Raw genomic sequence first — 20079 nt, 5'->3', positions numbered from 1 at the left:
GATATATGCGGATATATCAGTAAAAGGCGGGTAATGGGGTCAGGGGGCCAGTCGCTCCACGACCCAGGAGGCACCCGAACGGCGGTATCGGAGGCGGTCATGCATGCGGTCGAGCTGCCCCTGCCAGAACTCCACCTCCGCGGGCACGACCCGGAAGCCGCCCCAGAAGTCGGGCACCGGAGGATCCTCCGGCCAGCGCTCGGCCAGCTCCGCGTAGCGGGCGTCCAGCTCCTCCCTGGAGTGCACGACGGCCGACTGCCGGGACGCCCAGGCCCCGATCCGCGAGCCGTACGGACGGGACCTGAAGTAGGCGTCCGACTCCTCGCGCGGCAGCCGTACCACCGCGCCCTCCACCCGCACCTGGCGGCGGATGGCGTGCCAGGGGAACAGCAGGCCGGCCCTGGGGTTCTCGGTGAGGTCGCGGCCCTTGCGCGACTCGTAGTTGGTGTAGAAGACGAACCCGTCCTCGTCGTAGTCCTTGAGCAGCACGGTCCTGGCCGTCGGCCGCCCGCCCGCGGAGGAGGTGGCGACCACCATCGCGTTCGGTTCGGGAAGTCCCGCGTCCACGGCCTCGCCGAACCAGACGGCGAACTGCGACACGGGATCGGGTGCGAGGTCGGCCTCCAGCAACGGCAGGCCCTGATAGGTACGGCGGAGCCCCGCCAGCGACGGCGGGCGCGAGGTGGCTTCCACGGGAAGGTATTCTCCCGTGCTTGACGGAGAACGTACGCACCGCCCCCACCTGGGACGATCGCGTTCCGGAGGGTCCCGGCGGCACACCGCCGTGTCCCGCAGGGTTGAATATGACCCGCCGGTATCTCGACATCAAGGCTTTGACTTCAAGAAAGGGAGGCGGCCGAGAATGTCCGACTTCAAACCCGGGCTCGAAGGCGTAGTAGCTTTCGAGACGGAGATCGCGGAACCGGACAAAGAAGGGGGCGCTCTTCGGTATCGGGGCGTCGACATCGAAGAGCTGGTCGGCCGCGTCTCCTTCGGACACGTGTGGGGCCTGCTCGTCGACAACAAGTTCCAGCCGGGTCTCCCCCCGGCAGAGCCGTACCCCATTCCTGTCCATTCCGGTGACATCCGCGTCGACGTGCAGAGCGCACTGGCCATCCTGGCCCCCGCGTACGGCTTCAAGCCGCTGCTCGACATCGACGACGCGCAGGCACGCGAGGACCTGGCGCGCGCCAGCGTGACCGCCCTCAGCTTCGTCGCCCAGTCCTCTCGCGGCCTCGGCAGGCCGATGGTCCCCCAGAGCGAGATCGACAAGGGCGAGAGCATCGTCGAGCGGTTCATGATCCGCTGGCAGGGCGATCCCGATCCCAAGCACGTCAAGGCCATCGACGCCTACTGGACGTCCGCGGCCGAGCACGGCATGAACGCCTCCACCTTCACCGCCCGCGTCATCGCCTCCACCGGCGCCGACGTGGCCGCGGCGCTGAGCGGCGCGGTCGGCGCCATGTCCGGACCGCTGCACGGTGGCGCCCCCGCCCGCGTGCTGCACATGATCGAAGGCGTCGAGCAGGTCGGCGACGCCAAGAAGTACGTCCAGAGCGAGCTGGACAAGGGCCAGCGCCTCATGGGCTTCGGCCACCGCGTCTACCGTGCCGAGGACCCCCGCGCCCGCGTGCTCCGCCGCACCGCCAAGGAGCTCGACGCGCCGCGTTACGAGGTCGCTGCCGCCCTGGAGAAGGCCGCCCTGGAAGAGCTGCACGCCCGCAAGCCCGACCGGGTGCTCGCCACCAACGTCGAGTACTGGGCGGCGGTGATCCTGGATTTCGCCCAGGTTCCCTCCTCCATGTTCACCTCCATGTTCACCTGCGCCCGCACCGCGGGCTGGGCCGCCCACATCCTGGAGCAGAAGCGCACGGGCAGGCTCGTCCGCCCCAGCGCCGACTACGTGGGTCCGGCACAGCGCTCGGTCAACGACGTCCCCGGCGCCGCCGAGGTCCTCGGCTCCGCCTGACCGGTGTCCTGTACGGCTGTCGCGCGATCTGTCTCGCGCGGCAGCCGTTTCGCGTTCCCGGACACGCCCGTCTCACAATCCGGACTTCGGCCTGGACCAATCGGAAGGCTCAGTAGGCTGGTCAGGTGGCTGACATCGTGATTCCCTCTGACATCAAGCCCGCCGACGGCCGTTTCGGCTGCGGGCCCTCGAAGGTGCGCCCCGAGCAGCTCTCGGCTCTCGCCGCCTCAGGATCCAGCGTGCTGGGCACCTCCCACCGCCAGAAGCCGGTCAAGGCTCTCGTCGGGCGCGTCCGCGCGGGCCTGTCGGAGCTGTTCTCGCTCCCCGAGGGGTACGAGGTCGTCCTCGGCAACGGCGGCACCACCGCGTTCTGGGACATCGCCGCCTTCGGGCTCGTCCGTGAGAAGTCGCAGCACCTGCACTTCGGCGAGTTCTCCTCGAAGTTCGCCTCCGTCGTGGCGAAGGCCCCGTGGCTGGGCGAGCCGACCGTGATCAAGTCCGAGGTCGGCAGCCACCCCGAGGCCCGCACGGAGGAGGGCGTGGACGTCTACGCGCTCACCCACAACGAGACCTCGACCGGCGTCGCGATGCCGATCAGGCGCGTGGGCGAGGACGGCTCGCTCGTCCTGGTCGACGCCACCTCCGGCGCCGGCGGCCTGCCCGTCGACATCAGCGAGACCGACGTCTACTACTTCGCCCCGCAGAAGAGCTTCGCCTCCGACGGCGGCCTGTGGATCGCCCTGATGTCCCCGGCCGCGCTCGCCCGGGTCGAGGAGATCGCCTCCAGCGGCCGCTACATCCCCGAGTTCTTCAGCCTGCCGGTGGCGGTCGACAACTCCTCCAAGGACCAGACCTACAACACCCCGTCGGTCTCCACGCTGTTCCTGCTCGCCGACCAGATCGAGTGGATGAACGGCAACGGCGGCCTGGCCTGGACCACCGCCCGCACCGCCGAGTCGGCCCGCCGGCTCTACACCTGGGCGGAGAAGACCTCCTACACCGCGCCGTTCGCCGCTCCGGAGTTCCGCTCCAACGTGGTCGGCACCATCGACTTCGCCGACGGCGTCGACGCCGCGGAGGTCGCCAAGGTCCTGCGCGCCAACGGCATCGTGGACACCGAGCCCTACCGCAAGCTCGGCCGCAACCAGCTCCGCGTCGCGATGTTCCCGGCCATCGACCCCGACGACATCGAGGCCCTGACCAACTGCATCGACCACGTCGTCGAGCGGCTCTAGACGGCTGACTCCAAGGTCCTGATCGCCTTCGGCCGCCGTAGGCGATCAGGGACCGTCTGATCGGCCCGTCCGGGCTCGCCCTCGCGGGCCGGAGCAGCAGCCTCACCTCACGCCCGGTGGGAGCCTGTCCGAAGTCACGGCCGTAGTGGTTGTTGTCAGCGATGCTGCCGGATGGAGTCCGGCTCGGTGTCCCGGCGGCTCTGATGCGTCAGGATTCGCATGGCGTCGGCGGAGCCGGGGTCGTCCGGGGTGTAGATCTCCAGCCGGTGGTCGGGGCTGTCGGGCTGGAGCCAGACCTGGTAGGCGACGCTCACGGCACCGACGGTGGGGTGCTGCAGGCGCATGGTCCCGACGGTGCAGTCAGCGACCTCCCCGACCGTCCACATCATCGCGAACTCGTCGCTGCGCATCGTGAGCTCTCCGATCAATTCCGCCAGCCGTGCGTCCGTGGGGAATCGACCCGCGGTGAGCCGGAGGTAGGCGACGTGGACGCGGGCGAGCTCGTCCCAGTTGCGGTACAGGTCGCGGGTGAGTGGATCGAGGAAGAACATCCGCGGGATGGACGGGCGGCGCGTCGGATCCTGTGGCGCGTCGAATGCGATGTGCTCGGCGACGAGCGCGTGACCGGTGCGGTTCCACGCGAGCACGTCGCCACGGCGGCCGAGCACGAGCGCCGGCGTCGTGTCTCCCAGGGATTCCAGGAGTGTGAGGACTCGCGGGTGGGGCTCCTCCCGAGGCGGTTCGGAGAGACCGGGATTCGCGGGTTGCCGAGCGAGATTGTGGAGGTGAACGGTCTCGATCCGGTCGAGCTGCAGCACCCGCGCGAGGGCGTCGAGCACCTGCTTGGAGGCGGTGTCCGCCTGCCCCTGCTCCAGACGCGTGTAGTACCCGGCGCTCACTCCCGCGAGCTGGGCGAGCTCTTCACGTCGCAGGCCGGGAACCCGGCGAGCGGTCCCGAAAGTGCGCAGCCCGATCTCAGCCGGTGTGACCCGACCACGACGACTCTTCAGAAACGCTCCAAGACCTTCCATGGCATCGAGCCTAGGCTGACCGAGCACACTTGTGGGTGTACCTGTCGGGTGCACCCACAGCAGGGGGATGGTTGCCGATCCCGTCCTGCCGCACTGTCGACACCATGTCTCGACAGCACGCGCACAACTCACCGGGCCTGCGGGCCTGGCTCGGCCTTCTGGTGATCCTCGGGCCCGTACTACTGGTCTCCATGGACGGGTCGATCCTGTTCCTGGCGATGTCCCGGGTCAGCCAGGCCCTCACGCCGACCGCCGACCAGGCCCTGTGGATTTTGGACATCTACGGCTTCGCCGTCGGCTCCCTGCTGATCGCGTTCGGCAACATCGGCGACCGGTACGGCCGGCTGAAGTTGCTCATGATCGGCACGGCGGCCTTCGGCATCGGCTCCGCGGGAGCGGCGTTCGCGCCGACCCCCGAGCTTCTGATCGTCGCCCGCGCGCTGATGGGAGTGGCGGGTGCGACTCTCCTGCCATCGGCCCTGGCCGTGTTGAGCGAGCTGTTCACCGACCCGCGGCGACGGGCGCAGGCCATCGGCATCTTCGCCGCGGCGTTCGCGGCCGGGTTCGCCATCGGCCCGGTCGCCGGCGGCATCCTGCTGGAACGGTTCTGGTGGGGCTCGGTCTTCCTGGTCAACCTTCCCGTCATCGCCCTGTTCCTGTTCTTCGCGCCGGTCCTGCTCCGTGAGGTCCGTGCGACCCGCCCGGGTCACGTCGACGCGCTCAGTGTCGTGACCTCCGCGGCCGGCCTCCTGCTCACGATCTACGGCCTCAAGCACTCCGCCGCCGAGGGGCTGTCGACCGTCCCGGTTCTCGTGGGGATCGCAGGGCTGGTCCTGCTGGCGTGGTTCGTCCGCAGGCAGCGGAGCCTCCGACATCCGTTGATCGAGTTCTCGCTCTTCCGCGACCGTGTCTTCACGGTGGCGATCATCACCGGTCTGCTGCCGTTGGCGGCGTGGTCGGCGGCCGCGTACCTGGCAGGCATCTACCTCCAATCCGTCCTTGACCTGCCTGTCCTGCGGGCGGCTCTCCTAGCGCTTCCCGGCGCTGTGGTTCTCACCATCACCTGCGTCGTCACGCCTTTCGTGGTCGACCGCATCGGAAAGCGGACCGCCCTCGTCATCTGCCACTTCTCCATCGCGGCGGGTCTGCTGTTGCTGCTCCCCACGACGATCACGGGCGGGATCGGCTGGTACGTCGCTTCCACGATCATCGCGGGCGTCGGCTACGGCATCTGCTTCAGCGTCGTCGCCGACACCGCCGTCGGCGCGGTCCCCGCGGAACGGGCAGGCTCGGCGGGTGCGATCGCGGAGACCGGCAACGAGATCGGCAACGCCCTCGGCATCGCGCTCCTCGGCTCACTCGCCGCCCTGGTCTTCCGGCTCCAGGGACCCGACCTGGCACCCACCCTGGACGAGACCCTCCAGCTTCCGGACCTCGCGCCCGCGGTGGCCGCGGAGGCGAGGACGGCCTTCGTCACCGGCCTGCACGTGGCCGCCGCAGTGGCCGCCGTCCTCCACACGGCACTCGGCGTCCTCGCCCTTCGCTGGCTCCCCGGATCAGTGACAACACAGGCCGGCTCTGATATCCGATCCGGGGACACGACAGATCGAGCAGAAGTATGACCCGGCGACTCACGCCGACGCACCTCTGTGGATCGGTCGTGGCACCTACGCGCCGGTCAGAACTCGTCGGCCCCGGTGACCTGGGCGATGGGGAAGACGTGGCGGGAGGCCGCGCAGATCGTCTCCAGGGTGTGGACCGGGGTGCCGTCGTCGCCGTAGCCGGCGCGCAGGACCTGCACCACCCACTCGCCCGGGTCGAGCTGCAGGGTCGCCGCCTCGAACCCGGTGGGCGGGCGGGCGACGAGGTGCTCCTCCGCGTGGCCGAAGCGGTGCCCGAGTGCCTCGATGCCGGCCTGCAGGCTCGGCCTCACGAAGTCTGGGGCGGCGATCGGGGTGCCGCCGAAGACGTCCAGCCGGAAGTAGCTGGTGGCGATCCGTACGGGCACGTCGTCGGCGAGCAGCATCTTGCGGCGGGCCAGGACGTCGGTGCCGGGCTCGACGCGCAGGGCGGCGGCGACGTGGCCGGCGGCCGGCTCGGGCCCGACGTAGAGCATGCGCCGGCCCGCGCGGATGCCCTGCCTCTCCGCCTCGGTCATGAAGAGCGACGCGGAGCCGCGCACCGCGGGCTCGGTGGGGAGCGCGCGCCGGACCACCACCCTGGGCGTCTGGCATGCCCCTGCATGGCCGCCTGTGGCGTCTCTGGCGCCCGCCGACCTCATCTGCGACACCCTGCCAGGGGTGACCCCGAGCCGCCGTGCGATCGCGTCCTGGCGCACCCCCGAGGCCTGCGCCTCGATGACGGCCTCGCGGCGGAGCCGGGCGAGCTCGGCGATCAGGTCCTGCCGGTCGGCGATGGCGAGACTGATCGCCCTGGCGCGCTCGACCGGATCGGCGATCACGGCAAGCTCGTCCGGACTCGCGCCGTCCGGACTCCGCTCATCTGGACTCCCGTCCATCGGGCTCGCGCCGTACGGACTCCTGGCGTCCGAAACCCCGTCGTTCACGGGTGGTCTCCTCCCTGCGGAGCGATCGTCCCGACCCCGCGGAGCGATCGTCCCGACCCCGCGGAGCGGTCGTCCCACCTGCGCGGCGTGGTTGCCGCGCCCTCGCGGAGCGGTCGCCCCGACCGACTTTATCCCCCCTAAACCACAGGGCGGTCCCGGGAGGACCGGCCTTCGCGTTGCGGGCGCCAGGTCACGGGGCGATAGTGATACGCCAGGTGGCCGCGGGTACTTCTGGGAGGGAACACCGGGTGGACGGTCCACTCGGCCGCGAGGCCACGAGGTCCCTTCTCGCTGGGAGAGCCATGAGCACACTCGCCGACAGGACCATCGCGGCCCTGCGCACCAATCATGATGATCTATCCGCTCTGGTAGGTGGCATGAGCGCCGACGACCTCGCCCGGCCGTCGGGCGCGGCGGAGTGGACCGTCGCTCAGGTGCTCAGCCACCTCGGCAGCGGCGCGGAGATCGGCCTGGCGGTCCTGCGGGCCGCGCTGGCCGGCCAGGACGCCCCCGGCCAGGACTTCAACGAGTCGGTGTGGAGCCGCTGGAACGCCAGGGGCTCCCGGGAGCAGGCCGATGACTTCCTGAAGGCGAACGCCGAGCTCGTCGCCGCCTACGAGAGCCTCGACCCCGGCACCCGCGAGCGGCTGGAGGTCAGGCTGGGCTTCCTGCCGACGCCCGCCGACGTCACGCTGATCGCCGGGATGCGGCTCAACGAAGCCGCCCTGCACACCTGGGACGTCAAGGTCGCCTTCGACCCGCGGGCCACCGTCGCGCCGGACGCCGTCGAGGCGCTGACCGACCTGCACGCCGGGCCGCTCGACTTCATGGTCGGCTTCATCGGCAAGCCCGACGCCCTCGACCGGCGGCAGGCCACGCTCCGCGTCGAGACGAGCGAGCCCGAGCGCGTCCTCGGCCTCACCCTCGGGGAGACCGTCGGCTTCAGCCAGGTGCCGGATCAGGCGGACGTCGTCCTGTCGGCTCCCGCCGAGGCGTGGCTGCGCCTGCTCACCGGCAGGCTGGACACCGCGCACACCCCCGCCTCGGTGACCGTCACCGGCGACGGCGTCACCCTGGACGACCTGCGCCGGGTGTTCCCGGGGCTGTGACGGGCCGCCCGTCCGGCCCGCCCGTCCAGACCGGTCCCGGCCCCGCCCCGTCAGGCCGGTCCCGGTCCCGGTCCGTCCGGGACCGGTCAGTAGGCGGGGACGGTCAGCAGACGGGGACGGTCAGTAGGCGGGGACGGCCGCGCGCTTGCGCCGCAGGATCCAGGCCGCCACGATCCCGCCGACGAGCCCGAACAGGTGACCCTGCCAGGAGATGCCGGCCTCGCCCGGGAGCACGCCCCAGATGATCGAGTAGTAGGCGACCGCGACGCCGATACCGATCACGATGTCGAGGGCCCGGCGGTCGAACAGGCCCCGGGCGACGACGAAGCCGAAGTAGCCGAACACCAGCCCGCTCGCGCCGACCGTGATCGTCGTCGGCGAGCTGGTGAACCAGACGCCCAGCCCGCTGACGACGATGATGATCAGGCTGGCGAGCAGGAAGCGGCCGAGCCCACGCAGGGCGGCGAGGAAGCCGAGGATCAGCAGGGGCAGGGAGTTGGCCATCAGGTGCCCGAAGCCGGCGTGCAGGAAGGGCGCGAGGACGATGCCGCCCAGCCCCTCGGGGTCCCAGGACCTGATGCCGTAGGTGTCGAAGTCGATCGGCAGCACGTAGTCGGCCACCTCGATCGCCCACATGCCCGCGACCAGGACGATGACGAGCATCGCGGCACCCGCGGCACCGGCGGCCAGGCCACCGGCCTTGCGCTTGAGGCGCTCGCCCGCAGACCGGCTCGTCGAGGTGGTCCGGGTCGCATGGTCGTTCATGCACTCTCCTGGCATTGGAGTGGTCGCGTGGACGGCAAGTGCCCCCGCCGCACCTGTCCACACCTTTACCGTACGCACTCCTTGCCATGAATGCGCCGGGCGTGACCATACGGATCACGCCCGGCGCCGAACCTGTGACCATCGGCCACCGCCGGCCGGCGGTGGCCGGGGAGGGTTACTCGCCCTTCCACTCCGGGGCGCGCTTCTCGGCGAAGGCCGCCGCGCCCTCCATCGCGTCCTTGGACCCGAACACCGGATTGATGATCTCGCCCTGCTTCGCGAACATCTCGTCCCCGCTCCAGTCGGCGGACTCGACGATCACGCGCTTGGTCGCGGCGAGCGCCAGCGGAGCGTTCGCCGCGATCCGCTTCGCCAGCTCCAGGGCCTTGGCCAGCGCCTCGCCCGCGGGCGTGACGTGGTTGACCAGGCCCACCTCGTACAGCCGGGAGGCCGGGAAGTGGTCGCCGGTCAGGGCGATCTCCATCGCGATGTGGTACGGAATGCGCCGCGGCAGCCGCATGATGCCGCCCGCCCCCGCGACCAGGCCCCGCTTGGGCTCGGGCAGCCCGAACTTGGCCTCTTCGGAGGCGACGATGATGTCGCAGGCCAGCGCCAGCTCGCAGCCGCCGGCGAGGGCGTAGCCCTCGATCGCGGCGACGATCGGCTTCTTCGGCGGCGCCTCGACGATGCCGCCGAAGCCCCTGCCCTCGACGACCGGGAAGTCGCCGGTCAGGAAGCCCTTCAGGTCCATGCCGGCGCAGAAGGTGCCGCCCGCCCCGGTGAGGACGTAGGCGGAGACGTCCTTGCGCTCCTCCAGCTCGTCCAGCGCCGCGGCGATGCCCCGGGCGACCGCGCCGTTGACGGCGTTCCTGGCCTGCGGGCGGTTGATCGTGATGACGGCGACACCACCGTCGACTTCGACCAGAACCTCATCAGACACCGGTGACTCCTACTTGGGCTGGAAGCGGATGCCGCCGTCGAACCGGATGGTCTCGGCGTTCATGTAGTCGTTCTCGATGAGCGAGCGCACCAGGTGCGCGAACTCCGAGGCCTGCCCCATGCGCTTGGGGAAGACCACCGGCGCCACGAGCTTGGCCTTGAACTCGTCGGCGTTGGGCGAGAAGCCGTAGATGGGGGTGTCGATGATGCCCGGGCAGATCGTGTTGACGCGGACGCCGACGGCGGCCAGGTCACGTGCGGCCGGGAGGGTCATGCCGACGATGCCGCCCTTGGACGCCGAGTACGCCACCTGGCCGGTCTGGCCCTCCAGCGCCGCCACGGAGGCGGTGTTGATGACCACGCCGCGCTGGCCGTCCGCGTCGACCGGCTCGGTCTTCGCGACGGCCGCGGCGCCGATGCGCATGAGGTTGAAGGTGCCGATCAGGTTGACCTCGATGACCTTGCGGTAGGACGCCAGGTCGTGCGGCGAGCCGTCGCGGTTCACCGTCCGGGTGGCCCAGCCGATGCCCGCGCTGCTCACCACGACGCGCAGCGGCTTGCCGGTCGCCACGGCCGCGTCCACGGCCGCCTGTACCTGTTCCTCGTCGGAGACGTCGGTCTTGACGAAGACTCCGCCGAGCTCGTCGGCGAGGGACTTGCCGCGCTCCTCGTTGAGGTCGGCGATGACCACGGTGGCGCCGTGCGCCGCGAGGTCGCGGGCCGTGGCCTCGCCGAGGCCGCTGGCACCGCCCGAGATGATTGCTGCTGCTCCGTTCAGGTCCATGAGCGGACTTTAACGCGGATACCGAATGAAGTTCTACTCGGGGTGGGCTAAATCTCTCCCACCGCGCTGCCGACGTCGGGGTAGACCTTTATCCGCCGGTCGAGCCCCGTCGTGCGCAGGATCCGGGCCACCGGGCCCTGGGGCGCGGCCAGGCAGACCCCGCCGCCCTCCGCCGTGGCCAGCCGCCACGCCTCGATCAGCACGGACAGGCCGCTGGAGTCCATGAACGACAGCGAGGTGAGGTCGAGGACCAGCCGGGCGCTGTCGAGCTTGATGGCGTCACGGACCTCATCTCGCAGGAACGGGGCGGTGAACAGATCGAGTTCGCCCTCGACGGCCACCACCACGGCGTCACCGACGGCGCGGCGAGCCAGCCGTAGCTTCATCACTCCTCCTCGCGCCCATGAGGCAGACCCACTTTACTTCGCCATCACCGTACGCGAGGTAATGCGACTCACGATCATCGATCCGGATCGGGAAACCGTGGGACGACCGCCGCGTGTCGCCGCCGGCGCTTCCATGGCCGGCGTGCCGGGAGGCCCGGTCAGGGGAGCGCGAAGCCGTACGGCAGTTCCAGCCGGTGGGCGGCGAGCAGTTCGGCGTCGGCGAGGACCTCCCGGGTCGGCCCGTCGGCGGCGATCACGCCTCCGGAGAGGATGAGCGCGCGGTCACACAATTCCAGCGCGTAGGGCAGGTCGTGGGTGACCATCAGCACGGTCACGTCGAGCCCCCGCAGGATCTCGGCGAGCTCCCGACGGGAGGCCGGGTCCAGGTTCGACGACGGCTCGTCCAGCACGAGGATCTCCGGCTCCATGGCCAGCACGGTCGCCACCGCCACCCGGCGGCGCTGGCCGAAGGACAGGTGGTGCGGCGGCCGGTCGATCGCCTCCAGCATGCCCACCCGCTCCAGCGCGTCCTTGACCCGGTGCTGCAGCTCCTCGCCCCCGATCCCGAGGTTGGCCGGGCCGAAGGCGACGTCCTCCCGGACCGTCGGCATGAAGAGCTGGTCGTCGGGGTCCTGGAAGACGAGCCCGACCCGTCTGCGGATCTCCTTGAGCGAGCCCTTCTCCACCGGCAGCCCGGCCACCGTCACCGTGCCGTGCCCGGCGGTCAGGATGCCGTTGAGGTGCATCACCAGCGTCGTCTTGCCCGCGCCGTTCGGCCCGAGCAGCGCCACCCGCTCCCCGCGCCCGATCGCGAAGTCGACGCCGAACAGCGCCTGTGTGCCGTCCGGATAGGCATACGCCAGACGGCGCACCTCAAGAGACGGTGTCATGCCAACCCCCAGGTTCCCAGCAGCACCACGAGCGCCGCGCCCGGCAACATACCCGCGACGAGCCACTGGCGCGACGAGGCGGACAGGTCCTGGATGACCGGCATCGAGCCGCTGTAGCCGCGGCTGAGCATCGCCAGGTGCACCCGCTCGCCCCGCTCGTAGGAGCGGATGAACAGCGCGCCCGCCGACCTGGCGACCACCGGGATGTGCCGGATGTCCCTGGCCACGAATCCCCGCGACTCCCTGGCCACCCGCATCCGGCGCATCTCTTCGATGATCACGTCCATGTAGCGGAGCATGAACATGGCGATCTGCACCAGCAGCGGGGGCAGCCTGAGCCTCTGGGCGCCCAGCAGCATCAGGCGGGGCTCGGTGGTGGCCGCGAGCAGGACGCTCGCGATCACGCCCAGGGTGGCCTTGGCCAGGATGTTCCACGCGGCCCACAGTCCCGCGACGCTGAACGACAGGCCCAGGAAGGACACCCGCTCGCCGAACCCGATGAACGGCAGCGCCACCGCGAACACCACGAACGGGATCTCGACCACCATCCGCCGCAGCAGGAAGGAGAACGGGACCCGCGCGGCCGACGCCACCGCCGCCAGCAGCAGGGCGTAGAGACCGAAGGCCCACAGCCACTCGCGCGGGGTGGCCACCACCACCAGGGCGAAACCGGCCACCGCCGCCAGCTTGCACTGGGGCGGCAGCCGGTGGACGGGCGTGTCACCCGGCCGGTAGAGCTGGTGGTGGCCCGAACCCATCAGGCGGAGACCTCGTCCTTGACCGTGCCGTCCTTGGTACGGCGGCGCACCGCGAAGAACAGGCCGCCCCCGACCGCGAGCGTCACCCCGACGCCGATCAGGCCGGCCACACCGACCGGGATGCCGCCCGCGTCGCCGTAGTCGGCCAGCGGTTGCTCTCCCAGGGCGTGGTCGGTGGCCTGGCTGATGAAGCCCTTGTCCTCGGCGACCCGCTCCAGGCCGTCGGGGGAGGAGGAGGCGTAGAAGCTGACGATCCCCGCCAGCAGCGCCGCCACCACGATGCCGGCCGGCAGGAACCAGCCCGGTCGCCGCGCGGCGGCCGGAGCCGGGGCCGGGGCCTCCTGCGTCACCACGGCGTCTCCGCCGGCGCCGCGCAGGACCAGCGGGGCGGCCAGCCCCCGCGCGCCGTACACCAGGTCGGGCCGGATCGCCAGCACGGTGCTGACGGTGACCGCCGTGATCAGGCCCTCACCGATGCCGATGAGCACGTGCACGCCGCCCATCGCGGCGGCGACCGTGCCGACCTCGATGGGCGCGGTACCGCCGATCCAGAACAGCAGGGTGAAGGCCAGCGCGGTGGCGGGCACCGAGACCAGGGCCGCGACGAACGAGGCCGCGACGACGGCTCCCCTGTTCCGCACGGCCCGGGTGATCAGGCGGAAGACGGTCCAGCCGACCACGACGGCGACGACGCCCATGAGGGTGATGTTGACGCCCAGCGCGGTCAGGCCGCCGTCGGCGAAGAAGAAGCCCTGCACGAGCAGGACCACGGCCACGCACAAGACAGCCGTGTAGGGCCCGACGAGGATCGCGGCGAGCGTGCCGCCGAGGAGGTGGCCACTGGTGCCGGCGGCGACCGGGAAGTTGAGCATCTGGACGGCGAAGACGAAGGCGGCGACCAGGCCCGCCATGGGGGCGGTCCGGTCGTCGAGCTCGCGGCGGGCGCCGCGCAGGCATACCGCGACCCCGGCGGCCGCGACGACCCCGGCTGAGAGCGACACGGCTGCGTTGAAAAAGCCATCGGGTACGTGCACGACAAGCCTCCGAAATGCGGAATTGCCCCTTACTTTAGGCCATGGGCTTGTAGTTGCAAGAAGGTGGCATTAGCGCAGAATTCGCTTCACGAACGCCCTGGGCGTGCCGACACGGACGACCGCGCTGAGCCGGCCCTTGCCCGCCGTGGCATACGGCCGCGCGCTCCACCGGACCAGGCCCCGCCACCACGTGCGCGGCGGCACGATCCGCTCCGCCTCCACCTCGATCCGGAAGCGCGCGGGCGGGCCCCCGAGGTCCAGCTCCAGGTAGGCGTCCCAGGTGCCCGGCCCCAGCCGGCCCACCGCCTGCCGGGTGGCGAACGCGCCGCCTGCCCAGGTCGTGACCGGCCCGTGCCGCTCCCGCCCCGACCACCGCTCCCGCCAGACCAGCCGCCGTACGGCGTGCGCCCCCGCCAGGCCCGCGCCGACGGTGACCTCCCCGTCGAGCCGGAGCCGGTGGCCGGCCGTCCAGCGGGTCCTCGTCAGCCGGACGCCGGCGGGCACGCTCACCACGTGGCCGCCGATATCGAGGCTGAGGTTGCCGTGCGGCCGGGTGAAGTACGGCAGGGCGATGACGCCGCCGACCATGCGGGGCACCGGCTGGGCGACCAGCCCGTCCCGGTCGGCGCCGAGCCGCGCCAGCCGGGTGATCCCCTCGCACTCGACGGTCACGTGGACGTCCCAGACCCCCGAGGACAGGCCCGCGACGTCGATGAGGCCGGTGAACCCGTCGCAGTCGCCGGTCACGGGGACCACCAGGTCGGCGGGCGCCCCGGCGCCGTCGTGCCGCATCCGCAGCACCAGGGCCAGGGCGCCGCCGACGAGCTCCGGGCGGTCGCCCTGCGCCGGCGCGCTCAGCGCGACCCGGCCGGAGACGACCAGCCGGCCCTCCCCGTCCCAGCGGAGCCCGGTGAGCTCCCGGCGGATCACGGCCGACTCGATGTGCGCCAGCCGTACCAGGCGGTCGATGTCCTGGAGCGCGGAGATCCGGCTCCGGTCGATGAGGGTGAGCCGGTCGCGGACCCCGTCGGTCAGCCACCGGTCGCACATGTCGGCCACCTCTGCGGCGATCTCCTTGCGCTGGACCTCACCCGCCTCCAGGAACGGCCTGCCGAGGCTGCCGAAGGCGTCCAGCCGGAAGTGCCGGCGGAGCAGGTGGTCGCGGAGCGCCCCCGGACCCACGTGACCGACGACCAGCTCGATCGGCCGCCTGATCATCCGCAGCCAGGAGACCGGGTCGCGGCTGCCCGTCCGCTGCATGATGCTGCTGCCGTCGGGCCGGGCGACCAGGTGGTAGCAGTCGTAGTCGGCGACCACCGAGATCACCGCCGCGTGGCAGTAGGCGTGGGCGGTGAAGACCACGTCCTCCCCCACCAGCAGCGTCTCGTCGAAGCGGATGGTGTGGCGCTCCAGCATCTCCCGGCGGAACAGCTTGAAGCAGCTCAGGCTGTTGTAGACCGCGCTCTCCCCGAGCGGGGCGCGCTCGGCGCTCTCGCGGAACATCGAGACCGGCGCCCTGCGGTCATGTCCGACGATCTTCCCGAGAACGATGTCGGAGTCGTTGCGGTCGGCCATCGCGAGCATCCGCTCCAGCGCCTCGGGGCCGAGGTAGTCGTCCGCGTCGCAGAAGAACACGTATCTGCCGCGCGCGTGCGAGATCCCGACGTTGCGCGGCCGGCCCGCCCCGCCGGAGTGCTCCTGCCGGACGACCCGGATGACGCCGCGATGGTAGGCGGCGTAGAGGGCGAGCAGGTCGGCGCTGCCGTCGGTGGAGCCGTCGTCCACGACGACGATCTCCCTGCTGACCCGCTGGATCAGCAGGGAGGTGAGGCATCTGTCCAGGTAGGGCCGGCAGTTGTGGACGGGCACGATCACACTGATGTCTATCTCGGACGTCTCGGACGCCTCGGCCCGGCCCGGGGCCTTCCCCTCGGCATCGCCGCCATGCCCCGTGCGGACTCGCTGAAGGATCGTCCCCGTCACCGCCGCGCCCCTCGTCGGTCACTCTCCGCTTGCGTGAGGTTTCAGTATGTGACGAAGAGCTGCCCGCGCGTGGCGGATCGAGCGTCTTGGTCGCCCGCCGCCACGCTGAGATCGTCGCGTCCGGTGAAAAGCAGCCGGTTCGTACGACTTGCCCCCTCGGCCTCCGGCAGCCCTCGCCGCCGGCTCCGGTCGCCGCCCGGCCCGCGGCCCGCCCCGGCCGCCTTCGGTAAGGTACGGCCCGCGTCCTGACGGCCGACGTCCGGAGGGCCCCGGCCTTGCGGCCCACAGCCCGAGGGCCGGCGGCCGGCGGCCGGCGGCCGGAGGAGCGACGTCCGACCGGCGTTCCGACGCCTCCGCCCCTACGGCCCGCGTCACACCGCGAGCGAGGAGAATCGTGCCGCACGAGATGAAGGCGCCCGGCGCGGGACTCACCGCACTCCCGGCCCCCGCCGGCGACCCCGCCCTGCTGCGCCGTATCGACCTGGCCTGGAACGCGCTGACCGAGCTGCCGGAGTGGGTCGGGCGGCTGCCGCGGCTGGAGGACCTCCGGCTGGACGGCAACCGGCTGCGCGACCTCCCGGACCTCCACGGCCTCACCGCCCTGCGCGCCCTCCACCTCGACGGCAACGCGCTGACCCGGTTCCCCGAGAGCGTCCTGCGACTGCCCGAGCTGCGGACGCTCTTCCTGTACGGCAACGCGATCGGCGAGCTCCCCGAGGGCATCGGACTGCTCCGGGGCCTGCGGCACCTGGCCGTCGGCGGCAACGCCCTGACATCCGTCCCCGCCGGCCTGTGGCGGCTGACCGGCCTGGCCTCCCTGAACCTCGCGGAGAACTCGATCACCGAGGTGCCGGAGACGATAGGCCGGCTGACCGAGCTGCGCATGCTGGACCTGGGACACAACGCGCTCACCCGGATCCCCGAGGCGATCGGCGACCTTTCCAACCTCACCGACTACCTCTACCTGAGCGACAACCGCTTCACCTCGGTCCCCGCGTCCCTGGGCGGGCTCACCCGCCTCACCTACCTGAACCTGACCGACAACCGCCTCACCGATCTCCCCGCCGCGATCGGCGGCCTCACCGCCCTGCGCGAGCTGCGGCTCTACGGCAACCGGCTCCGCGAGATCCCCGAGACCATCGGCCGGCTCCGCGAGCTGCGCGAGCTCCACCTGATGAACAACGCCCTCACCTGCCTGCCCGCCTCGGTCGGCGACCTGTCGGGACTCAGGCTGCTCGATCTCAGGAACAACGCGATCACATCCCTGCCCGGCTCCCTCACCGGGCTGAGCCGCCTCACCCACCTGGACCTGCGCAACAACCGGCTCCGCGAGATCCCCGGCGGCCTCGCCGACCTGCCCGCGCTGGAGAAGCTCGACCTCCGCTGGAACAAGCTCGACGACGGCGACCCCGAGGTCCTGCACCGCCTGAGCGGGCGCGGCTGCGTCGTGCTCCGCTGACCACCGCCGGACACCTCCGAACACCGGATACGGGACACCGGACCTGTGACGCGGCGCGCGGGAGGCCGTACGCGGGAGGCCGTACGCGGGAGGCCGTACGCGGGAGGCCGGGCCGGTGACGCGGCGCGCGGGAGGCCGTACGCGGGGGGCCGGGCCCGTCTCAGTCGGGGTCGCGCGCCTTCCGGACGATGCCGAGCAGGTGCGCCTGGCATCGCCGCCGCGCCCACAGCGCGAGGAGGTAGAGCGCCCCCGACACCGACAGCAGCATCGCGAAGAGGTGCAGCGGGAAGACGACCACGGTGGCGCTGCGGCTGGACGTCCCGTCCGGCCCGGTGACCGACACCTTCGCGTGGCAGACGCACATCAACGGCGGGTCCTTCCACCGGACGGTGACGTCCCGGCTGGTCCCGCGGAGCACGGTGAAGTCCGGGAAGGGGATCTCACGCCCGTTGACCTCGACCTTCAGGCCCTCCTCGCCGAAGAAGTCGCGGCGCACGGTCCCCACGTTCTCGACGGTGGCGCCGAACTCCACGGGGCCGCTGATCGCGAAATCGGCGGCGCGCAGGCCGCCGAGGCGCACGGAGGTGTCGATCGGGCCCGGAACCGTGACGTAGATCGGTGTGCCGATCGTCCGGTTGAGCCTGATGTTGCCCGTACCGGAGCCGGCGGGCGCCGTGAAGAGCAGCGCCACCTGGTGCTCCCCGTTCTCCGGCTCCGCCGGGGGGTCGACCCGGACGGTGACCCGCCGCCTCTCCCCGGGACCGAGGTGAAAGGCCGCGGGACTGACTTGGAGCCACCCGGCCGCCGAATGAGGGGCGTCCCGGTCGAAGATCACTTTTCCGTCCGCGTCCGCGGTGAAGCTCGCCCTGTTCACGACGATGTCGACCGGCGACCGACCCCCGTTCAGGACCCGGAACCGCTGCGGGTCATCGATGTGGCCCGGCCGCACGACGAGTCGCGCCGGGCTCACCGTCAGCGAGAAATCAGGGGCGGGGGCCGTACCCGACGCCTCCGACGCGCCCGGCCCCGCGGCCAGCGCGACGCCCCCCGCCATCAGGGAGGCGACGATCACACGCCGGAGCCTGCCGGCCCGAGTGCGGCCCGGTCCGCGCGGCCGCCCCGCCGCCGGTTCACAGGGTTGTCGCCACATAGTCGAGCGTGCCGCTGTAGGTGTCGGAGCGGACGGGCGGGATGGTGATCCGGTAGTCGCTGTCGATGATGTCGCCGCCCGGCACCGCCCGCACCGCCGAGCTCGCCACCTGCACCGGAGCCCCCGGCGTCAGCGAGGTGAAGCCGTTCCCCTGCTCGGGCCCGCGGACCTCCAGCAGGGACGTCGGGATGACGTCGTCGTTGCCCGGGATCGATCCGACCAGCTCGGTGGAGACCGGCCGGACGGTGACGACGTAGCCCGCGAGGTTGTTCGTCGTCACCCTCATGCTGACCGCGGATTTCTCCGTCACCGTCTCGCCGGGGATGCCGCGCAGGGTGAAGGAGGGCGTCATGGCGGTCAGCGTGATCGACGTGTCCACGACGACGTTGGCGACCGTGCTGTCGCTGCCGGAGTCCGCCCGGGCCGTCGCCCCCATGCCGGACAGCACGCCGGACGCCGTGAGAACCAGCAGCAGCAATCGGACTTTAGGCGCTGTTAACACAAAGACCCCCGAGGCATCTTTTACTGACAGTAGTCATGAAATCACACAGCGCACAACATCTAAATAGGGATAACGCTCTCGACCTTGTTGCGTAGTTTCCGGGTCAATGTCCATAAATGCGATTAAATGTGCGTCGGTCGCGAGGGGCCTTCGCGGTGCCCGCTTTACGTGCCTCAGACCATGGGGAAACACGGGGCAGCCGCCCGCGCCGACGGATCCGGCGGCAGAACACCCCGCCGTGAATGCGGGAGGCCGCGGACGGCGAGCCGGTGGAAGAAACGAGCCTATGGGGCGAATTTTGCGAAATAAGGCCGTTCTCGGCCATTGCCAGTGAGATCCAAGAGAGCGACAAGGGGCCCTGGCCATGCTGTCCGGCGGACAACATCACCGTTGACAGGGGGACAGCATGCATCGCTTACTCACCCGGGCGTCGCTGAGCGTCGCGATCATCATCGGGTCACTCCTGACAGGAGGCGCCGCGTACGCCGAGCCGGCGCCGATGGTCAGGGTCGTCCTGGAGAGCTTCACCGCATACGACCTGGAGGAGAGCGGGCACGACGAGGTCTACGTGATCGCCCAGTACCAGGGGAAGGCCCGCCAGCTCTTCCCGACGAACACCGGCGAGTTGTCGGTGGCCCGCAACGACTGCATCTACATCAGCGGGGACAGCTGCCCTGCCGGCACCAACCACCGGGGCTACTACTCCGCCCACAAGCCCTCCTACACCGCCAACGGCACGCTGCTGATGGTGGCGCTCCGCGAGGACGACATCGCGGGAGACGACACGCTGATCAACGTGCCGCTCTGGCCCGAGCCGATCAGCGAGACCCAGTACTTCCGCGAGGAGGCCAACATCAACGGCTACCACTACACGCTCAACTTCCGCCTAGAGCCCTCCTACTGACAGAGGATCGATCACGTGCGCACCATCCTGACCAGGATCGCCACCGCCGCCGCGGCGCTGACGCTGACCGCGGTCCTCGCACCACCCCAGGCGGCCCTGGCCACCCCGACGACCCCGGCCGTCCCGACCACCCCGCCCCCCTCGCTGATCCCGGTGTCCCCGCTCACCGCCCCGGGCCCCCTCAAGCTCGTGTTCGGCTCGCTCCAGGCCGACGATCTGGAGGAGAGCGGCGAAGACGAGGTCCGCGTCGAGCTCAAGGAGCCGGACGGCAGCCACTACTACATCTGGCCCACCAACGGTGACGAGGCCGACACCAAGGTCCGGACCTGCTGGGTGTGGACGAGCGACGCCTCGGACTGCTCCGCCGGCTCCACGCAGCGCGCCGCCGGGCCGTACATCCATCTGACGGCCCACCCCGGCGCGACGTTCACGATCGAGGTGTGGGAGGACGACCACATCGGCGACGACCTGCTGCTGCGCATCCCGGTCACCATCGGGAGCGGGGAGGGGCCGCAGTACATCAACGCCACCTCCCCGGCCGGCAAGGGCTTCTCCTACCGGCTGGCGGCCCGCATCGAACCCGCCTGACCTGCCTGACGCGCGCCGAGCCGGGCC

The 20079-nt window shown here is 71.0% G+C and carries 20 protein-coding genes; 7 read left to right on the top strand and 13 right to left on the bottom strand.

Features of this window, described 5'->3' with window-relative positions; all coding sequences use genetic code 11:
* Window positions 1–39 precede the first annotated feature (39 nt).
* Window positions 40–693, bottom strand: coding sequence for a pyridoxamine 5'-phosphate oxidase (pdxH, locus tag SROS_RS04810; protein ID WP_012887753.1), 654 nt, complete (start codon window positions 691–693; stop codon window positions 40–42).
* A 169-nt stretch (window positions 694–862) separates the two neighbouring features.
* Between pdxH and SROS_RS04805 the strand changes: the two genes are divergently transcribed.
* On the top strand, window positions 863–1969 hold the full coding sequence (locus SROS_RS04805; protein WP_012887752.1) for a citrate synthase 2: 1107 nt from the start codon (window positions 863–865) through the stop codon (window positions 1967–1969).
* 125 nt (window positions 1970–2094) lie between these two features.
* Window positions 2095–3204 carry a phosphoserine transaminase gene (gene serC / locus SROS_RS04800; RefSeq protein WP_012887751.1) on the top strand — a complete coding sequence of 370 codons (1110 nt, stop codon included), beginning with the start codon at window positions 2095–2097 and terminating at the stop codon, window positions 3202–3204.
* Window positions 3205–3359: 155 nt separating this feature from the next.
* On the opposite strand, the gene SROS_RS04795 is transcribed toward serC, so the two are convergent.
* Window positions 3360–4235, bottom strand: a complete 876-nt coding sequence (locus tag SROS_RS04795) for a helix-turn-helix transcriptional regulator (protein ID WP_012887750.1) — start codon at window positions 4233–4235, stop codon at window positions 3360–3362.
* 104 nt (window positions 4236–4339) lie between these two features.
* Here SROS_RS04795 and SROS_RS04790 point away from each other — a divergent pair, with 104 nt between their 5' ends.
* The gene (locus SROS_RS04790) at window positions 4340–5857 is read left to right on the top strand and encodes an MFS transporter (protein ID WP_043654747.1); all 1518 of its coding nucleotides are present in this window, start codon (window positions 4340–4342) and stop codon (window positions 5855–5857) included.
* A 56-nt stretch (window positions 5858–5913) separates the two neighbouring features.
* Here the strand turns inward: SROS_RS04790 and SROS_RS04785 are convergent, their stop codons facing one another.
* The gene (locus SROS_RS04785; protein WP_012887748.1) at window positions 5914–6801 is read right to left on the bottom strand and encodes a GntR family transcriptional regulator; all 888 of its coding nucleotides are present in this window, start codon (window positions 6799–6801) and stop codon (window positions 5914–5916) included.
* A 302-nt stretch (window positions 6802–7103) separates the two neighbouring features.
* Here SROS_RS04785 and SROS_RS04780 point away from each other — a divergent pair, with 302 nt between their 5' ends.
* Complete coding sequence (locus tag SROS_RS04780; RefSeq protein WP_012887747.1) at window positions 7104–7910, top strand: maleylpyruvate isomerase family mycothiol-dependent enzyme; 807 nt, start codon at window positions 7104–7106, stop codon at window positions 7908–7910.
* 120 nt (window positions 7911–8030) lie between these two features.
* On the opposite strand, the gene SROS_RS04775 is transcribed toward SROS_RS04780, so the two are convergent.
* The 8 genes from SROS_RS04775 to SROS_RS45690 all read right to left on the bottom strand — a co-directional run bounded on the left by SROS_RS04775 (window position 8031) and on the right by SROS_RS45690 (window position 15341).
* A complete protein-coding gene (locus SROS_RS04775; protein ID WP_012887746.1) occupies window positions 8031–8675 on the bottom strand; it encodes a rhomboid family intramembrane serine protease in 645 nt (214 codons plus the stop codon).
* A gap of 175 nt (window positions 8676–8850) precedes the next feature.
* The gene (locus tag SROS_RS04770) at window positions 8851–9615 is read right to left on the bottom strand and encodes a crotonase/enoyl-CoA hydratase family protein (RefSeq protein ID WP_012887745.1); all 765 of its coding nucleotides are present in this window, start codon (window positions 9613–9615) and stop codon (window positions 8851–8853) included.
* 9 nt (window positions 9616–9624) lie between these two features.
* Window positions 9625–10398: an SDR family oxidoreductase gene (locus SROS_RS04765; protein ID WP_012887744.1), complete on the bottom strand. Its 774-nt coding sequence runs from the start codon at window positions 10396–10398 to the stop codon at window positions 9625–9627.
* A gap of 47 nt (window positions 10399–10445) precedes the next feature.
* A complete protein-coding gene (locus tag SROS_RS04760) occupies window positions 10446–10784 on the bottom strand; it encodes an STAS domain-containing protein (protein ID WP_012887743.1) in 339 nt (112 codons plus the stop codon).
* A gap of 158 nt (window positions 10785–10942) precedes the next feature.
* Complete coding sequence (locus SROS_RS04755; RefSeq protein WP_012887742.1) at window positions 10943–11674, bottom strand: energy-coupling factor ABC transporter ATP-binding protein; 732 nt, start codon at window positions 11672–11674, stop codon at window positions 10943–10945.
* Window positions 11671–12432, bottom strand: a complete 762-nt coding sequence (gene cbiQ / locus SROS_RS04750) for a cobalt ECF transporter T component CbiQ (RefSeq protein WP_012887741.1) — start codon at window positions 12430–12432, stop codon at window positions 11671–11673. Before cbiQ ends, SROS_RS04755 begins: the two co-directional genes overlap by 4 nt.
* On the bottom strand, window positions 12432–13466 hold the full coding sequence (locus SROS_RS04745) for an energy-coupling factor ABC transporter permease (protein WP_012887740.1): 1035 nt from the start codon (window positions 13464–13466) through the stop codon (window positions 12432–12434). Before SROS_RS04745 ends, cbiQ begins: the two co-directional genes overlap by 1 nt.
* 69 nt (window positions 13467–13535) lie before the next feature.
* The gene (locus SROS_RS45690; RefSeq protein ID WP_169369248.1) at window positions 13536–15341 is read right to left on the bottom strand and encodes a glycosyltransferase family 2 protein; all 1806 of its coding nucleotides are present in this window, start codon (window positions 15339–15341) and stop codon (window positions 13536–13538) included.
* 502 nt (window positions 15342–15843) lie between these two features.
* Between SROS_RS45690 and SROS_RS04735 the strand changes: the two genes are divergently transcribed.
* Window positions 15844–16908, top strand: a complete 1065-nt coding sequence (locus SROS_RS04735; RefSeq protein ID WP_012887738.1) for a leucine-rich repeat domain-containing protein — start codon at window positions 15844–15846, stop codon at window positions 16906–16908.
* Between the two features lie 160 nt (window positions 16909–17068).
* Here the strand turns inward: SROS_RS04735 and SROS_RS04730 are convergent, their stop codons facing one another.
* Window positions 17069–17980, bottom strand: coding sequence for a COG1361 family protein (locus SROS_RS04730; protein WP_012887737.1), 912 nt, complete (start codon window positions 17978–17980; stop codon window positions 17069–17071).
* Between the two features lie 58 nt (window positions 17981–18038).
* Entirely contained in the window at window positions 18039–18536 is a 498-nt protein-coding gene (locus SROS_RS04725; RefSeq protein WP_218919814.1) for a hypothetical protein, read from the bottom strand.
* A 430-nt stretch (window positions 18537–18966) separates the two neighbouring features.
* On the opposite strand from SROS_RS04725, the gene SROS_RS04720 reads away from it, so the two are divergent.
* A complete protein-coding gene (locus tag SROS_RS04720) occupies window positions 18967–19464 on the top strand; it encodes a hypothetical protein (protein WP_012887735.1) in 498 nt (165 codons plus the stop codon).
* A gap of 15 nt (window positions 19465–19479) precedes the next feature.
* Window positions 19480–20052, top strand: a complete 573-nt coding sequence (locus SROS_RS50715) for a hypothetical protein (RefSeq protein WP_012887734.1) — start codon at window positions 19480–19482, stop codon at window positions 20050–20052.
* Window positions 20053–20079 lie beyond the last annotated feature (27 nt).

This window comes from Streptosporangium roseum DSM 43021, from assembly GCF_000024865.1.
Lineage (GTDB): Bacteria > Actinomycetota > Actinomycetes > Streptosporangiales > Streptosporangiaceae > Streptosporangium > Streptosporangium roseum.
The sequence above is the reverse complement of the archived record's forward strand: the minus strand, read 5'-3'. Positions and strand labels throughout refer to the sequence as shown.

What these genes read in the sequence shown, in the direction of transcription:
- SROS_RS04780 (WP_012887747.1), top strand. Translation starts at nt 7,104, where the DNA reads ATGAGCACACTCGCCGACAGGACCATCGCGGCCCTGCGCACCAATCAT.
- SROS_RS04760 (WP_012887743.1), bottom strand. Translation starts at nt 10,784, where the DNA reads ATGAAGCTACGGCTGGCTCGCCGCGCCGTCGGTGACGCCGTGGTGGTG.
- SROS_RS04720 (WP_012887735.1), top strand. Translation starts at nt 18,967, where the DNA reads ATGCATCGCTTACTCACCCGGGCGTCGCTGAGCGTCGCGATCATCATC.
- SROS_RS04775 (WP_012887746.1), bottom strand. Translation starts at nt 8,675, where the DNA reads ATGAACGACCATGCGACCCGGACCACCTCGACGAGCCGGTCTGCGGGC.
- SROS_RS04795 (WP_012887750.1), bottom strand. Translation starts at nt 4,235, where the DNA reads ATGGAAGGTCTTGGAGCGTTTCTGAAGAGTCGTCGTGGTCGGGTCACA.
- cbiQ (WP_012887741.1), bottom strand. Translation starts at nt 12,432, where the DNA reads ATGGGTTCGGGCCACCACCAGCTCTACCGGCCGGGTGACACGCCCGTC.
- SROS_RS04765 (WP_012887744.1), bottom strand. Translation starts at nt 10,398, where the DNA reads ATGGACCTGAACGGAGCAGCAGCAATCATCTCGGGCGGTGCCAGCGGC.
- SROS_RS04805 (WP_012887752.1), top strand. Translation starts at nt 863, where the DNA reads ATGTCCGACTTCAAACCCGGGCTCGAAGGCGTAGTAGCTTTCGAGACG.
- SROS_RS04755 (WP_012887742.1), bottom strand. Translation starts at nt 11,674, where the DNA reads ATGACACCGTCTCTTGAGGTGCGCCGTCTGGCGTATGCCTATCCGGAC.
- SROS_RS04790 (WP_043654747.1), top strand. Translation starts at nt 4,340, where the DNA reads ATGTCTCGACAGCACGCGCACAACTCACCGGGCCTGCGGGCCTGGCTC.